Annotated in this window: 11 protein-coding genes; 3 read left to right on the top strand and 8 right to left on the bottom strand. The window is 74.9% G+C overall.

Going from position 1 to position 15614, the window contains the following annotated elements:
• Window positions 1-71: 71 nt before the first annotated feature.
• Window positions 72-1157 (bottom strand): prephenate dehydrogenase, encoded by a 1086-nt coding sequence (locus OG550_RS27815; RefSeq protein ID WP_327682053.1) that lies wholly within the window; start codon window positions 1155-1157, stop codon window positions 72-74.
• Window positions 1158-1642: 485 nt separating this feature from the next.
• On the opposite strand from OG550_RS27815, the gene OG550_RS27810 reads away from it, so the two are divergent.
• From OG550_RS27810 to OG550_RS27800, 3 genes are all read left to right on the top strand, one after another.
• Window positions 1643-4015, top strand: coding sequence for a DUF4139 domain-containing protein (locus OG550_RS27810; RefSeq protein ID WP_327682052.1), 2373 nt, complete (start codon window positions 1643-1645; stop codon window positions 4013-4015).
• 5 nt (window positions 4016-4020) lie between these two features.
• Window positions 4021-5679, top strand: coding sequence for a mucoidy inhibitor MuiA family protein (locus OG550_RS27805; protein WP_327682051.1), 1659 nt, complete (start codon window positions 4021-4023; stop codon window positions 5677-5679).
• A gap of 112 nt (window positions 5680-5791) precedes the next feature.
• On the top strand, window positions 5792-6154 hold the full coding sequence (locus tag OG550_RS27800) for a DUF952 domain-containing protein (protein WP_327682049.1): 363 nt from the start codon (window positions 5792-5794) through the stop codon (window positions 6152-6154).
• Window positions 6155-6316: 162 nt separating this feature from the next.
• On the opposite strand, the gene OG550_RS27795 is transcribed toward OG550_RS27800, so the two are convergent.
• The 7 genes from OG550_RS27795 to ald all read right to left on the bottom strand — a co-directional run bounded on the left by OG550_RS27795 (window position 6317) and on the right by ald (window position 15512).
• A complete protein-coding gene (locus OG550_RS27795; RefSeq protein ID WP_327682047.1) occupies window positions 6317-7300 on the bottom strand; it encodes a helix-turn-helix domain-containing protein in 984 nt (327 codons plus the stop codon).
• A 286-nt stretch (window positions 7301-7586) separates the two neighbouring features.
• Window positions 7587-9065, bottom strand: a complete 1479-nt coding sequence (locus OG550_RS27790) for a pseudouridine synthase (protein WP_327682045.1) — start codon at window positions 9063-9065, stop codon at window positions 7587-7589.
• A gap of 63 nt (window positions 9066-9128) precedes the next feature.
• The gene (gene scpB / locus OG550_RS27785; protein WP_442906184.1) at window positions 9129-9722 is read right to left on the bottom strand and encodes an SMC-Scp complex subunit ScpB; all 594 of its coding nucleotides are present in this window, start codon (window positions 9720-9722) and stop codon (window positions 9129-9131) included.
• Window positions 9723-10150: 428 nt separating this feature from the next.
• Entirely contained in the window at window positions 10151-11209 is a 1059-nt protein-coding gene (locus tag OG550_RS27780; RefSeq protein WP_327682043.1) for a segregation and condensation protein A, read from the bottom strand.
• A 629-nt stretch (window positions 11210-11838) separates the two neighbouring features.
• Window positions 11839-12594 carry a hypothetical protein gene (locus OG550_RS27775; RefSeq protein ID WP_327682041.1) on the bottom strand — a complete coding sequence of 252 codons (756 nt, stop codon included), beginning with the start codon at window positions 12592-12594 and terminating at the stop codon, window positions 11839-11841.
• The gene (locus tag OG550_RS27770) at window positions 12591-13658 is read right to left on the bottom strand and encodes a ParA family protein (RefSeq protein WP_442906183.1); all 1068 of its coding nucleotides are present in this window, start codon (window positions 13656-13658) and stop codon (window positions 12591-12593) included. Before OG550_RS27770 ends, OG550_RS27775 begins: the two co-directional genes overlap by 4 nt.
• 738 nt (window positions 13659-14396) lie before the next feature.
• Window positions 14397-15512, bottom strand: coding sequence for an alanine dehydrogenase (gene ald, locus OG550_RS27765; protein ID WP_327682038.1), 1116 nt, complete (start codon window positions 15510-15512; stop codon window positions 14397-14399).
• Between the last annotated feature and the right edge of the window lie 102 nt (window positions 15513-15614).

Below are 15614 nucleotides of genomic sequence, written 5' to 3'. Positions count from 1 at the left end.
GTCGGCGGCGGGACGGCCCACCACCGGCGCCCGCCCCGGGCCCCTGCCTCAGCCCCGCACCCGCACCCGCCTCAGTCCCGCACGCTCCAGCCGCTGGCCCGCAGCGCCGCCGTCAGCGGCCGCACCGCCCCCGGCGCCACCGACAGCTGGACGAAGCCCACCTGCTGGCCGGTCGAGTGCTCGATGTCCACGTCCTCGATGTTGACGCCCGCCGCGCCGACCTCGCCGAAGAGCCGGCCCAGCTCCCCCGGCTGGTCGCCCAGGACGACGGCGACCGTCTCGTACCGGGTGGGCGGCGCACCGTGCTTGCCGGGGATCCGGGCCTGGCCGGTGTTGCCGCGCCGCATGACCGCCTCGATCCCGGCGGCGCCGTCCCGCCGCCGGGGCTCCTCGACGGCCTGGAGGGCGCGCAGCGCGCCGACCGCCTCACCGAGGTCGGTGGCCAGCTCCTCCAGCACGTCGGCGACCGCGCCGGCGTTGGCGGAGAGGATGTCCACCCACATCCCGGGGTTGGAGGCGGCGATCCGGGTGACGTCCCGGACGCCCTGGCCGGAGAGCCTTATGGCCGTCTCGTCGGCGTGCTCCAGCCGGGCGGCGACCAGCGAGGAGAACAGCTGGGGGGCGTGCGAGACCAGCGCGACCGCGCGGTCGTGCGCCGCGGCTTCCATGACGATCGGCATGGCCCCGCAGAGCGCGACCAGTTCGAGGACGGCGTTGAGCGTCTCGGTGTCGGTGTCCGGGGTGGGGGTGAGGACCCACGGCCGGCCCTCGAACAGGTCGGCGCGGGCGGCCAGCGGCCCGGACCGTTCGCGCCCGGCCATCGGGTGGCTGCCGATGTAGTGGACGGTGTCGCAGCCGAGCGCGGTGATGTCGGCGCGCGGCCCGGCCTTGACGCTCGCGACGTCGGTGTAGCAGCGGGCCAGGCCCCGGCTCTGGCAGTCGGCGAGCACCTTGCCGACCAGCGCGGGCGGGACGGCGATGATCGCCAGGTCGACCGGGCCGTCGGCCGGTTCGGTGATGCCCGCGCCCAGCGATTCGGCGGTGCGGGCGGCGTCCGGGTCGGCGTCCTCCAGATGGACGGTCAGACCCCGCCCGGTGAGGGCGAGAGCGGCGGAGGTGCCGATGAGTCCGGTACCGACGACGGCGACTGTACGCATGGCGGGGTGGCTCTCCTCACGGAACGAACTGGCGAGCGGGACAACGGAACCGGCGGACCTGCACGGGGCCGTACGGCTGCACGGCCCGTTCGGCCGCACGGGCCGTACGGGCCGTGCAGCCGGCCCGGAACCGAACCGGTCGGACACGTCCACACCATCCTCTCGTATCCCCACCGCCCCTGTGGACACCGCACCGCAACCGTGCGGCCCTCCCGTCCGTCCCCACTCACGACTCACGCGGAAGCGCCCGTCCCCGGGCCCGCGCCATGGATCGCACGCGACGGCGCCCGCACACCGCACGCGGCGAAATCCGGGGACGGCGGCGCCGACGCACGGCAGGATGGGCCGCCCGGGGACGGCTCGGCGCGATCGGCGCCGACAACACGAACGGCACGAGCCGTACGGGCGGCACGAGCGGCACGAACCGTAAGAGCAGCATGAGCGGTACGCGCGGTACGAGCGGGACGAGACGAAGGGTTGGCCGGGTGAACGATCAGCACAGCAGCGACCAGCATCGACCGAACGACGGGGGCCCCGGCGAACGCCCGGAACCCCCCGCCCCCACCACCGGCCCGGCCGACACCTCCGTGCCGCCCGAGGCCTCCCCCGCAGTCCCCGGCATCCCCTCCGTCCCCGGTGTCCCCTCCGTGCTGGATTCGGTCGTCGTCCACGCCGTCGGCGCGGTCTGCCGCCGCCGGGCCCGGGTGGCCGTGCCGCCGGGTGGGCGGCTCCGGCTGACCGGGCTGCCGATGGCCCTGGAAGGCCGCTCGCTGCGGGCCCGGGTGCTCGCCGGACCGGCCGGCACCGCCGTCACCGAGGCGCGTCTCGAAGCAGTCGCCGAGCTTCGCGAGGCCACCGAACTCCCCGAGCTGCGGCAGAAGTTGGACGCGGCCCGGGAGCACGAGCAGTCCCTCGTGGAGCGCCACCGACTGGTCCTCGCCGCCATCGCCGAGACCGTCGCGCTGCGTGCCGTACCGCCGAATCAGCACCCCGGCGAGCCGCTCCGCCGGACGCCCGCCGAGGCCTGGCTGGAGCTGGCCGAGTTCGTCGACGAACGCCTCACCGGGCTCCACCGGCGCGCCGAGGAGCTCACCCGCGACCTCGAACTCGCCCAGCACGAGTCCCAGTTGCTCGCCGACCGGCTGGACCGCGCCTCCACCGCCGGTCCGTCCCGCCATGTCGAGACCTCCGCGACCGTCCTGCTCACCCTCGCCGCTCCGCCCACGGACACGTCCGGCACCCCGGCCTCCGACACCCCGGCCGCCCACTCCCCGGCCTCCGACACCCCGAACAGCGACGGCGACGGCGACGGCCCCGGCCCCGTCGCGACCCCCACCCCGACGCTGGACATCGAGCTGGAGTACACCGTCCGGACCGCCCGCTGGGTGCCCTCCTACCGGCTGTCGTACGCGCAGGGCGCCGACACCGGCCGGCTCGTCCTGCGCGCCTCCGTCGCCCAGCTGACGGGCGAGGACTGGACCGGCGTCCGCCTCGCCCTCTCCACCGCCGACCTGGACCGGCGCACCGACCTGCCCAAACTGCGCTCGCTGCGGATCGGCCGCAGCCAGCCCGCCCCGCCGCCCTCCGGCTGGCGCGAGCCCCCGGCCGGGCTGTCCGACCTGTTCACCGGCTACGACGCGGCCGGCCCGCGCCCCGTGCCGGACCGGCCGGGCGCCCTGATCGCCGGCAAGGCCGCCGCACCGCCGCCGAGCCTCGCCGCCCCGGTCAGCCCGAGCATCGCCCCGCCCCTGCCGCCGCCCATGCCCGCCGCTCCCGGCGGGTACCAGGCCGGCGGCCTCCTCGCGGACCAGGGCGAACCGCGCCTCGCCGCGTCCTCCCGCGGCTTCGCCGGCTACGGCGGACCGCCGCCCGGTGCCGCCCCCGCCCCCCGGCCGGGCCGGGCGGCCCGCAGACGGGCCGCCGCGCCGGAGGGCCTGGAGGTCGGCGACGACGTCCAGGTGCGGCTCGACTCGGCCGTCGGCGCGGGCGCCGAGGGCGGCTTCGACGGCCCCGGCAGGCCCGCCGGGCCGCCGGTCCCCGACTCCCGGCTGCTGGACTACCCGATGCTCGTCCTGCTCGGACCGGACTCCTCGTCCGGGGAGCGCGGCACCCTGCAGCGGTCCGCCGAGCGCCCCGGCGGCCGGCCTGCCTTCGTCGGCCGCGCCGCGGGCATCGACCGGCTGCCGCTGCCCCTGCACGCCGTGCCGCCGCGCGTCTCGGCCGGATCCTTCGACCACCGCTTCGACGCCGCCGCGCCCGCCGACATCCCCTCCGACGCAACCTGGCACACCGTCACGATCGACGAGATCCCGGTGTCCGTCCGGCCCGAGTACGTGACCGTCCCCTCCGTCGAGGAGAAGGTCTACGCCACGCTGGTCGTCTCCAACCCGACCGATCGGGCGGTGCTCGCCGGGCCGGTCGAGGTGACCGTCGACGACGAGTTCCTGCTCACCGCGGCCCTGCCCACGCTCGCGCCCGGCGGTGTGCGCCGACTCGGTATCGGTGTGGCCGAGTCCGTCGAGGTGACGCGCCGCACCGAGCTTCGCGAGTCCACCGCGGGCATGCTGAACAACAGCACCGTGCTCGACCACCGGGTCCACGTCGAACTGGCCAACCGGCTGGGCCGCGCGGTCACCGTCGAGGTCCGCGAACGGGTGCCGGTCAGCTCAGACGCCGAGATCCGGATCGAGGAGCGCGCCGACTGGCGCGCACCGGCCGTCCCCTCGCCGGAGTGCCCGCCCAGCAGCCGGCTGTGGCGGGTCGAGCTCCCCCCGGGCGGCCGGGCCGAGCTCGACGGCGGCTACCAGATCAGAATCCCGGCCGGAAAGGCCATCGTCGGCGGAAACCGGAGGAACTGAACGCGATGACCGACACCCCCCTCCCGAGCACCCCCGCCCCCCACCCCGGCGGCCTCACTCCCCCCGGCACCCCCACCGTCCCCACCGGCACCGACACCGGTGCCAGTGCCGGTACCGGTGCCGACACCGTCCACCCGCTCCCCGTCACCGCCGTCACCTGCCTGGAGGACCGCAGCCAGGTCGAACGCACCGTCACGCTCGACCTCGGCCCCGGCGTCCGGCGACTGCGCCTCGGCCCGCTCACGGCCCTCGCCGTCGACCGCACCCTGCGCGCCGAGTCGGACACGCCGGGCGTCCGCGTCCTGGACGCCCGCATCGTGCGCGCCTGGACCCCGCGCGCACCGCTGCCGCCCGGCCCGGGCGACTCCGCGCTGCGCCACCGCCTGCACCGGCTGGACGAGCGGACCCGCGAGGACCAGCGGCTGCTCGAACGGCTGGGGGCGCGGCTGGCCCTGCTGTCCCAGCTCTCCGCCGACCTGCGGCGCGAGGTCGGCGAGGGCGCCGGCGCCGGCGAGGTCGAGCGCACCCGCTGGGCCCGCGAACTGACCCGGGTGGACACCGAACGCGAGCGGTACGGCGAGGAGCTCCGGGCCGCCCGGTCCCGGCTGCGCGAACAGGAGGAGCAGCGCTCCCAGGCGCTCATCGCCCTCGACCGGTCCGAGGAGGAGCCGGCCGAGCTGGTCGCCCACCTCGACCTCACCGTGGAGGCCGTGAGCGCCGGGCCCGCCCGGCTGACCGTGAGCCACCTGGTGCCGTGCGCACTCTGGCGGCCCTCCTACCGGGCCACCCTGGCCGACGGCGAGCTCCGGCTGGAGTCGGAGGCGGTGGTCTGGCAGCGCACCGGCGAGGACTGGACCGGTGCCCGGCTCACCTTCTCGACCGCCCGCTCGGCGCTGGCCACCGAACCGCCCGCGCTCGGCGAGGACCTGCTGGCGCTGCGCGAGCGCACCACCGAGGAGCGGCGCACCGTCGAGGTCGAACTGCGCGAGGAGGAGGTCTCCGTGCTCGGCCCGTCCGAGGCGGTTCCGGGCGTCGACGACGGCGGCGAGGTGCGCGTACTGTCCGCTCCGGCGCCGGCCACCGTGCCGTCCGACGGCCGCGCGCACCGGGTCCCGCTGGGCACCTTCACCGGGCCGGCGCGCAGTGAGTACGCGTGCGCGCCGGAGCTGTCACCGCTGGTCACCCAGGTGGTCCGGTTCCGCAACGCGGCCGGGCACGTGCTGCTCGCGGGGCCGGTCGAGCTGGTCCGCGGCAGCGGCTTCACCGGGCGCGGCGAGCTGCCGTTCACCGCGGCGGGGGCCGACGCCGAGCTGTCGTTCGGCAGCACGGACGGCTACCGGGTGGTCCGCGAGACGGAGGAGCGCCAGTCCACCTCCGGCCTCGCCCAGCGCTCGGTCACCACCCGCACGGTCCGGCTGTACCTCTCCCGGTTCTCCGGGCCCGAGGAGCGGGACGAGCAGCTGGTCGCGGTGCGCGAACGGGTGCCGGTCTCCGAGGTGTCGGCGGTGGAGGTGCGGCTGCGCAAGGAGGAGTGCTCGCCGGCGCCCGACGCCTTCGACTCCGAGGGCATCGTCCGCTGGGACGTCCCGCTCGGCCCGGGCGCGCGCCGGACCGTCACGCTGGTGTACGAGATCTCCGCCTCCGCGAAGGTGGCCGGCCTGTGACACCGCCGCCCGCCGTCCCCGCCCCGCCCCCGGCTTCCACCACCCGTCCGCGCACGACCCGGCCGCCCCGCGCGAACCGCCGTCGTGACGTCCGCTCAGGTACAACAGGAACATGATCCTGCACCTCGCTCCCCTGGACGACTGGCTGGCCGACCCGGGCCGGCCGTACGCCACCGCCTCGCTGCTCACCGACGGGTTCATCCACTGCTCGGCGGACGAGCAGACGGTGCTCGCCGTGGCCAACACCTTCTACGCCGACGCCCGCGAACCGCTGATGGTGCTGCTGATCGAGGAGTCGTTGGTGGAACCGATGGTCAAGTGGGAGGCCCCGAACGGCACACCGCCGGAGGGAGCCACCCCCGGTGTGCTGTTCCCGCACATCTACGGCCGGCTGAACCGGACCGCGGTGGTCGGCCTGGAGAAGGTCGAACGCGGTCCGGACGGCCGCTGGTCGGGCCTCACCCCCTGGAGCTGACGCCGGGCGCCGCCTCCACGAGCCGCCTCCCCGAGCCGCCCTGAGCCGCTTCCCCGAGCCGTCGGCCGGCTCCCCGGCGGCTCCCCGCCCGACCCGGATCGGTCAGAGCGGGCCCGGACCGGTCAGAGCGGGTCCGGGCGGGTCAGAGCGGGTCCGGCCAGGTCAGAGCCACCCCCGCTCCCGGGCCGCCATGCCGGCCTGGAAGCGGGTGGTGGCGCCCAGCTCGCGCATCAGGCTCTGCAGGCGGCGCTGGGTGGTCCGGGCGCTCCAGCCGAGCGACCGGGCGATGGACTCGTCGGTGAGGCCGGCCGCCAGCAGCCCGAGCAGCTTGCGGTGGTCGGCCTCCGGCTCCGGTGTCTCCTCGGTGGCGCCGATCGCCGCCTGCAACTGGACGGCCCGCTCCCACTCCGCCTCGAAGAGCGTGTCCAGCGCCTGGAGCAGCGCCGAGGGGTGGATGACGTAGGCGGCGTCGAGGACGCTGTCGCCCACGCTGATCGGGATGATCGCCATCCGGTCGTCCGACATGATCATCTTCATCGGCAGCACCGGCCTGACCCGTGCCTCCTCGCCGTCCGCGACCCCGACCAGGATGTTCTTCTCCAACCGTCCGGGCCAGGCCACGGCCTCCCGGTCGTAGATGGTCCGGAACCGCAGGCCCTCCTTCATCCGCTGCCGCTGCAGAGGGATGTTGGCCACCGGGTCCTGGATGTACGGCGGGCAGTCGAACCCCCGGACCTGGTACTGGCTGGTCTCGGTGATGTGCTCCAGCCGCTGCGCGATGGCCTCGCCGCCGGTCAGCACCTCGACCGAGTGGGCCGGGTCGGTGTACCTGGAGGCCTCCCGGAAGGCGTCCATCAGCCGGTGCATCTCGGCCCGGGCGTGGCGCAGTTCGGATTCGCGGTGGCCGATCAGGGTGCCGATCGCGACGTCGGGGGCGACCGGCAGGAAGCGGTGCCGGTCCACCGGGGCCCGGGTGGCCATGCCCTGCTGCGCCAGCCGGTCGAGCGCGCGGACGCTCTGCTGGAGGCTCAGGTCGCAGACGGCGGCGAGGTCCTCCGCCGTCGACTGCGGATTGGCCACCAGCGCCGCGTAGACCCGTCCGTCGGGCGCGGCCAGCCCCAGAGCGCTGAGTGGTGCATCGGACACGGCGTCGCTCCCCGTTCGCCTCTCACCCCGCGCCGGTGGCGCAGTCCCGCCACCCGGCGGGTCGTGGACAGGTGGCAATCTTCAGCCACGGATCATGACGCTGACAAGGCGATCACCCGGCTATGCGGCCCGCTTCACAGCAGGACCCGCCGAACGGCGTGAGGGCCTCCCCGCCACTCGGCGGGGAGGCCCTCACGAAACACTCGAATATGCAGACCGGTCTCCATGGAATCCGCTCGATTATGTAGACCGGTCTACAGGAAGTCCGTCGAATATACCGACCGGTCTACAGACCGACCTCACGCATCAGCTGACCCACCTCGGGGTTGGTCAGGCGACGCAGCCAGCCGGACTTCTGGTCGCCCAGGGCGATCGGGCCGAAGTGGGTGCGGACCAGCTTCTCGACCGGGAACCCGGCCTCCGACAGCATCCGGCGGACGATGTGCTTGCGACCCTCGTGCAGGGTCACCTCGACCAGGTAGTTCTTGCCGACGTTGGAGATCACCTTGAAGCTGTCGGCGCGGGCGAACCCGTCCTCCAGCTCGATGCCCTGCGCCAGCTTCTTGCCCAGGTCGCGCGGGATCGGCCCCTGGATGGCGGCCAGGTAGGTCTTGGTCACGCCGTACCGGGGGTGGGTGAGACGGTGGGCCAGCTCGCCGTGGTTGGTGAGCAGGATGATGCCCTCGGTCTCGGTGTCCAGGCGGCCGACGTGGAACAGCCGGGTCTCCCGGTTGGTCACGTAGTCGCCGAGGCACTGCCGCCCGTCCGGGTCCTCCATGGTGGAGACCACGCCGGCCGGCTTGTTCAGCGCGAAGAACAGGAACGACTGGGTGGCGACGGTCAGGCCGTCCACCTTGATCTCGTCCTTCTCCGCGTCGACCCGCTTGCCCTGCTCGGTGACCCGCTTGCCGTTGACCTCGACCCGGCCCTGCTCGATCAGCTCCTCGCAGGCGCGCCGGCTGCCGATGCCGGCCCGGGCCAGCACCTTCTGCAGCCGCTCGCCCTCGGGCTCGCCGAAGGTCTTGGGCAGCTTGACGGCCGGCTTGTCGTGCCGGGCGAGCACCGCGTCCTCGATCCGGGCCTGCAGCTCGCGCGAGCGCTGCGGCTGGCGGCGCGGGTCACCCGGGGCGCCCTGCCCCTCGCGACGCGGACGCGGGGCCGGGTTCGGCCGGCGCCCGGTGAAGCCGCCGCGGGCCGGGGTCGCGTTGGGGCCGCCGCCGAACTCGGGGCGGTCGTACTTCCGCTCCTCCGGCCGCAGCGGCCGGTCGGGGAAGCGGCGGTCGTCACGCCGGTCGTCCCTGCGGTCGTCCCGACGGCCGTCACGGCGGTCGTCCCGCCCGTACGAGCCGGAGCCGGAGCCGTACGAACCGCCGCGCGAGGAGCCCGCACCACCGCGCGAGGGGCCGCCGCCGCGCGGGGCACCGGAGCCGCCGCCGGAGCCGCCGTACGAACCGCCCCGCGAGGAGCCCGCGCCGCCGCCGTACGAACCGCCGCCGCGCGGGGCACCCGAGCCACCGCCGGAGCCGCCGTACGAACCACCCCGAGAGGAGCCCGCGCCGCCACCGGAGCCGCCGTACGAACCACCGCGCGAGGAGCCCGAGCCACCGCCGTACGAACCGCCACCGCCGCCGTACGAACCGCCGCCGCGCGAGTCGGACCCGCTACGGCCGGAGCCGCCCCCGTAGGAGCCGCCCCGGCCCCCGCCCTGTCCGCCGCGACCGCTGCCGCCGCCGCTGCTGTTCCTGCCGTTGCCACTGCTACGCATCAAAGTGTCCGTACGTCGTTACCGTCTGGGATGTGCGGTCGTTTCGGCCGACCTCACCGCCCCCTACCGATCAGGCGCAGCCCGACCGGCCTCGCCACTGCCGTCCGCGGCCTGCACGGCAGCGGCGGCGACCGCCTCCGCGATCATCGTGCCCTCCAGGGACTCCGCTTCCACGTCGTCGACCTCGGGCAGGAAGGGAGCAAGCTCCGGCAGCTCGTCCAGGCCGCGGAGCCCCATCCGTTCCAGGAAGTAGTTCGTCGTCCGATACAGGATCGCACCTGTTTCGGGCTCGGATCCGGCCTCTTCCACCAGTCCTCGCTGTACCAGGGTACGCATCACGCCGTCACAGTTCACACCGCGGACGGCTGAGACCCTCGATCTGGACACCGGCTGCCGGTAGGCGACCACCGCCAGCGTCTCCAGCGCGGCCTGCGTCAGCCGGGCCTGCTGGCCGTCGAGGACGAAGCGGTCGACGGCCGGTGCGCACACGGCCCGGCTGTAGAACCGCCAGCCGCCGGCCACCAGCCGCAGGTCGAAGCCCCGCCCCTGCGCGGTGTACTCGGCGGACAGCTCGCGCAGCGCCGCCGCCACCTCCGGCCTCGGCCGTTCCAGCACGGACGCCAGGTGGGCCTCGCCGACGGGTTCGTCGACGATCATCAGGATCGCCTCCAGCTCCGCCCGCAAGCCAGGTCCGTCCGGATCCGGCCGCCCCGACGGCGACGACGACAGCGGCGACGGCAGCGACGCCTCGGCCGCAGGGTCCTCGGCCGCACCGGAAGTCGACGGAGCCGACTTCTGGTGCACGACCACGGGCTCGGCGTCCACAACGCCCACAACGCCCACCGAACCCACGCCCGCCGCGTCACCCCCGCCGTCCACCGACCAGGCCGGCGACCCGGCCTGCGCCCCGTCCACCGACCCGGCCTGCGCCCCGACGACCGCTCCGGGCACGATCCCGGACGCCGCCCCGGCGGCAGGCTCCGCCAGCACCCCGGGCGCGGGCTCCAGCCACTCCTCGGCCCGCGGCTGTCCCGGCACACCCAGCGGGCGCCGGGGCACCCGCCGTCCACCGCCGGCCCCAACCGTCATCGCCGGCCCTCCTCTCGCCGCTCTCTCCGTCCGCTCCGCCCGCCCCCGGGCCCCTCGTCCGCCCGCGCGCCGCCCGCCCGCGCCCCGTCCGCGGGCGCCCCCTCGGCCCGCTCCCCTCCCGCCCGCTCCCCTTCCACCCGCTCGTCGCCCGCCGGCCGGTCGAACTCGTCCGTCACCTCGACCACCCCCCGGTCCGCCTCGGCCACCCACCGCACGACCAGCTCCCCGAGCGCCTCCTGCTGCTCGAACGCGAGCACCCGCTCCCGGTACAGCTCCAGCAACGCCAGGAACCGCGCGACGACGACCATGTCGTCCGGCGCATCGGCGACCAGCCGCTGGAACGTCGCCTCGCCCAGTTCGGCCAGCAGCCCGACGACCAGCCCGGCCTGCTCGCGCACGCTGACCGGCGGCGTGTGGATGTGGTCGACGTAGACCACCGGCTTCGGCTTCGGGACCATCGCCCGGGCCGCCAGCCGGGCGAACCGCTCCGTTCCGATGCCGATCACGACCTCGGGCAGCAGCTGCGCGTACCGCGGTTCCAGGCCGACGCTCCGGGGCCGGCGGAGCAGCTCCGCGGCCCAGCGCTCGCCGAACAGCGCCGCCGCCCGCTTGTAGGCCCGGTACTGCAGCAACCGGGCGAAGAGCAGGTCGCGGGCCTCCAGCAGGGCGAGGTCCTCCTCGTCCTCGACCTCGGCCGCCGGGAGCAGCCGGGCCGCCTTGAGGTCGAGCAGGGTGGCGGCGACCACCAGGAACTCCGTCGCGGCGTCCAGGTCCCAGTCCGGCCCCATGGCCCGGATGTGTGCCATGAAGTCGTCGGTGACCGTCGCCAGCGCCACCTCGGTGACGTCCATCCTGTGCTTGGCGATCAGGCTCAGCAGCAGGTCGAACGGACCCTCGAAGTTGTCCAGGCGGACCCGGAAGCCGCCCCGGGGCCCGTCGCCGCCGCCGTCCGGCTGTGCGCCGGGCTGCGCGTCCGGCCGTGCGACCGGCGGGGCGGCCGACTCGACCGATCGGGCGGTCCCGGCGGCGGCAGGGGGTTCGGGCGTACTCGGCATGGCGATCCATCTTCACCCGGTGCCGCCGCCCGGTCCGTCCCGGGGCCGCCGACACGCCGTGCGGGCCTCCACCGGCACCGCAGGCCCCACGACCGCGCCGCGGGGGCCGGGCCGGCCCCGGAGGACGCCCCACGAGCCCGGGCAGGCCCTCCAGACGGCCCGCGGCGTGCCGCCCGGCGCCCCGGGGCCGCCGCGCCGCCCGCAGGCGCCTCAGCACCCCTAGGTGACCTTCAGTGACCTCCGACACCCGTCAAAGCCGTCACCGGCCCTCGAACCGGCCCTCGAACCCGGCCCTCGACCGACCCGGAGCCCGCCCCTCCCCGGCACATCGCACCCGGCCGTCCCACCGACGGGAACACCCGGGAGCGATCGGAAGAACCGGAACACCGGAAACACCGGAACGACCGAGGCAACGGAACAACGGAAACAACGGAAGCACACGGAGAACGGCCGCACATCGGCGAAGCATCGGCGGGCCCCAGCGGCGACCGGCCCGCATCGGGGGCCTCATCGGCATCGGCGGACCTCGTCGGCGGGCCTCATCGGGGCCCCGGCAGCCTCGGCAGCCCCGGCGGCTCGGCAGGCGCAGGCGCCCAAGGCCCCCGGGCCCCGGCACGCCCCGGCGGGCCTCAGCGCCCGCGCAGCCGCCGCACCAGGATGCTGGCCTCGCCCCGCTGCTCCAGGTCCGCCAGCACGACCGCGATGGCCTCCCGGACGATCCGGCCGCGGTCCACCGCCAGGCCGTGCTCGCCCCGCAGCACCAGCCTGGTGTGCTCCAGGTCCATCAGCTCCTCGGCGGACACGTACACGGTGATCTTCTCGTCGTGCCGCTCGCGCCCGCTGGGGCGCCGCGGGGCACGGCTTCGCGGACGGGGCCGCCCGGCGGCGCCCGTCTGTTCCTCGACCGCACCGGCGTGCTGGCGCGGCCCCGGCGCGGCGGCCCGGCCGCCCTGCCCGGCGGCGCCTCCGGCACCCGCCCCACCGACACCCTGTGCACCGACACCACCGACACCACCGACGCCACCGGAAGCACCGGCGTTGCCGCCGACACCCTGCCCGGCGCCGCCCTGCCCGCCCGGCTGCGCGGGCGCGGGCACCGCCGCCGTCCCCGCCGCACCGGCCGTCCGGCGGGCCTGCCGCCGGTGGTCGCCCGGCTCTCCGGCCGTGCCGGCGCCCGCGGCGGTGCCGGCCTCGGCACCGTCCGCGGCGTACTCCGCGGCGCCGACGCCCTCGGCACCATCGGCACCGTCCGCGTCACCGGCGCCGTTGACCGCCCGGGCGGTCTCCGGTCGGGGCGCCTCGGCGGCCGAACGCGACGCGAGGGACGGCGACAGCGCCATCCCGCCCGTGGTCCGGAACAGCTCGTCGGCACCCGGGAGACTCACTCGGCGGGGCGGCACCGGTCGAGCACCTCCCTGGCGAGCTGGCGGTAGGCGGCGGCACCGACCGAGTTGGTCGCGTACGTCGTGATCGGCTCGCCGGCGACGGTGGTCTCCGGGAAGCGCACGGTCCGCCCGATGACGGTGTGGAAGACGTGCTCGCCGAACGCCTCGACGACGCGCGCCAGCACCTCACGGCTGTGCACGGTGCGCGAGTCGTACATGGTGGCGAGGATGCCGTCCAGACGGAGCTCGGGGTTGAGCCGCTCGCAGACCTTCTCGATGGTCTCGGTGAGCAGCGCGACACCGCGCAGCGCGAAGAACTCGCACTCCAGCGGGACGATCACGCTGTGAGCGGCCGTCAACGCATTGACCGTCAGCAGACCCAGCGAGGGCTGGCAGTCGATGATGACGTAGTCGTAGTCGGGCAGCAGCGGCTTCAGGGCGCGCGCCAGCGCGGACTCCCGGGCCACCTCGCTGACGAGCTGCACCTCGGCCGCGGAGAGGTCGATGTTGGACGGCAGCAGGTCCATGCCGGGCACCGCGGTCTTCAGCAGCACCTCATCGGCCGTCAGCCCCCGCTCCATGAGCAGGTTGTAGACGGTGACGTCGAGCTCCATCGGGTTGACGCCGAGGCCGACCGAGAGGGCGCCCTGCGGGTCGAAGTCGACGAGCAGCACGCGGCGGCCGTACTCGGCGAGCGCCGCGCCCAGGTTGATGGTCGACGTGGTCTTGCCGACGCCGCCCTTCTGGTTGCACATCGCGATGATCTGCGCGGGGCCGTGCTCGGCCACCGGGGCGGGGATCGGGAAGTACGGCAGCGGACGCCCGGTCGGGCCGACCCGCTCGCGCCGCTGGCGCGCGGCGTCGGGGGCCAGCGTGGCCGCGTACTCCGGGTCCGGCTCGTACTCGGCGTCGGGGTCGTCGTAGGCGCCGTAGGCGAACTCGCCGTAGGCCAGGCCGTGGGCCGGCAGTTCGGCGTCGTAGTCGGTCACCGTGGTCACCTGTGCTGTGTTCTGGCGTGCTTCGAAGGTACGGAGTGCGACCGAGCCGACCTCGGCCGAGCCCACGGTGGCCTGCCGGGCCCCGGACTCCTCACGCGGCTGGCCGGCGGTGTGCTCCGCCAGTCCTGGCTGACCACCCCCGGGAGCAAATGTCGACTCATTCACAAGTCGTCTTACCTCCTTGGGCATCCAGGACTCTATGTCGATTCGTCAGCGTGGCAGCATGCCGACGGTTTGCGACTCTAGGCCGTTCAAGGCGTTCGCAGCAACACAATCCACGGTAGTGGGCAGGATGTGTCGACTATCAGGCGACCCTCTGTCAAGGGATGCGCGAGCCCTTGACCCTAACGTTTCTGCGGTCGGGTGACGCGACCGATGGAAATTGACGACAGAGCGACCCGCCCGCGCCACCCCCTCCGTCACCACCGGGTTCACCCCTCGTTCACGGGGCCGCCGACGCCCCGCCGACGGGCTCGCGGGCCCGCCCGGCCGGACGTCCGTCCACCCTCCCGCCCCGTGCCGGACCGCGTCCCCGCCACGGCCCCGACGGGCGCCCTGCCCGCACGCGGCCGACACCCCGCCGACACGCCGTCCGCACGCCACCCCCGCACCGGCCCCACGCCCGCCCCACGCCCGCCCCACGCCCGCCCCACCCCGCACTCGCCCCCACAGCCGCCCCGCACCGGCCTCGCGGCCCCGGCCGTACGCGGGCACGGCGAAGCCCCCGGCCCGAGGGGAGCGGGTCGGGGGCCGACGGGCCGCCGTGCGGGCGGCGGCCCGTTCAGAGAGGCCGGATGCTCGGCCTCAGGCGAGCACGGACTCCAGGGAGACGGACTCCAGGCCGAAGGCCTCGGCGACGGCGCCGAAGGTGATCTGGCCCTCGTGCACGTTCAGGCCCTTGGCCAGCGCGGCGTCGCGGCGCAGCGCCTCCTTCCAACCGCGGTTGGCCAGCTCGACGACGTACGGCAGCGTCGCGTTGGTCAGCGCGTAGGTGGAGGTGTTCGGGACGGCGCCCGGCATGTTGGCCACGCAGTAGAAGACCGAGTCGTGGACCTGGAAGGTCGGCTCGGCGTGGGTGGTCGCGTGCGAGTCCTCGAAGCAGCCGCCCTGGTCGATGGCGATGTCGACGAGCACGGAGCCCGGCTTCATACGGGAGACCAGCTCGTTGGTGACGAGCTTCGGGGCCTTGGCGCCCGGGATCAGCACGGCGCCGATGACCAGGTCGGCCTCCAGCACGGCCTTCTCCAGCTCGAAGGAGTTGGACATGATGGCCTTGATCTTCGTGCCGAAGACCTTGTCCGCCTCGCGCAGCTTGTTGATGTCGCGGTCGAGCAGGGTCACCTCGTAGCCCATGCCGATGGCGATGGTGGCCGCGTGCCAGCCGGAGACGCCGCCACCGATGACGACGGCCTTGGCAGGGTGGGTGCCGGGGACGCCGCCGGGGAGGGTGCCGCGGCCGCCGGCCGGGCGCATCAGGTGGTACGAGCCGACCTGCGGGGCCAGCCGGCCCGCGACCTCGGACATCGGGGCGAGCAGCGGCAGGGCGCCGTTGGCGAGCTGCACGGTCTCGTACGCGATGGCGGTGGTGCCGGAGGCGACCAGCGCGTCGGTGCCGGCGCGGTCGGCCGCGAGGTGGAGGTAGGTGAAGACCGTCTGGCCCTTGCGCAGGCGGTGGTACTCCTCCGCGATGGGCTCCTTGACCTTCAGCAGCAGGTCGGCGGTGGCCCACACCTCGTCGGCGGTGGGGAGGATGGTGGCGCCGGCGGCCACGTACTCCTCGTTCGGGATCGAGGAGCCGAGACCGGCGTTGTCCTCGATGTAGACCTCGTGTCCGTTGCGGACGAGCTCATGCACGCCGGCGGGCGTGATGGCCACGCGGTACTCGTGGTTCTTGACCTCGCGGGGGATGCCGACCTTCACGGCTAAACACGTCCTCTTGCCATGGGGGTCCCTACCGGAGAAGACCGGCGGGCGACGCGCACGTGGGGAAGCCTCCGGACGACACCGGGGCACAGATCTCTG

Origin of the sequence: Kitasatospora sp. NBC_00458 (assembly GCF_036013975.1) — a bacterium.
Lineage (GTDB): Bacteria > Actinomycetota > Actinomycetes > Streptomycetales > Streptomycetaceae > Kitasatospora.
Note: the sequence above shows the minus strand (reverse complement) of the source record. Positions and strands in the feature narration are given on the sequence as shown.

What these genes read in the sequence shown, in the direction of transcription:
- OG550_RS27815 (WP_327682053.1), bottom strand. Translation starts at nt 1,157, where the DNA reads ATGCGTACAGTCGCCGTCGTCGGTACCGGACTCATCGGCACCTCCGCC.
- OG550_RS27805 (WP_327682051.1), top strand. Translation starts at nt 4,021, where the DNA reads ATGACCGACACCCCCCTCCCGAGCACCCCCGCCCCCCACCCCGGCGGC.
- OG550_RS27800 (WP_327682049.1), top strand. Translation starts at nt 5,792, where the DNA reads ATGATCCTGCACCTCGCTCCCCTGGACGACTGGCTGGCCGACCCGGGC.
- OG550_RS27790 (WP_327682045.1), bottom strand. Translation starts at nt 9,065, where the DNA reads ATGCGTAGCAGTGGCAACGGCAGGAACAGCAGCGGCGGCGGCAGCGGT.
- scpB (WP_442906184.1), bottom strand. Translation starts at nt 9,722, where the DNA reads ATGATCGTCGACGAACCCGTCGGCGAGGCCCACCTGGCGTCCGTGCTG.
- OG550_RS27780 (WP_327682043.1), bottom strand. Translation starts at nt 11,209, where the DNA reads ATGCCGAGTACGCCCGAACCCCCTGCCGCCGCCGGGACCGCCCGATCG.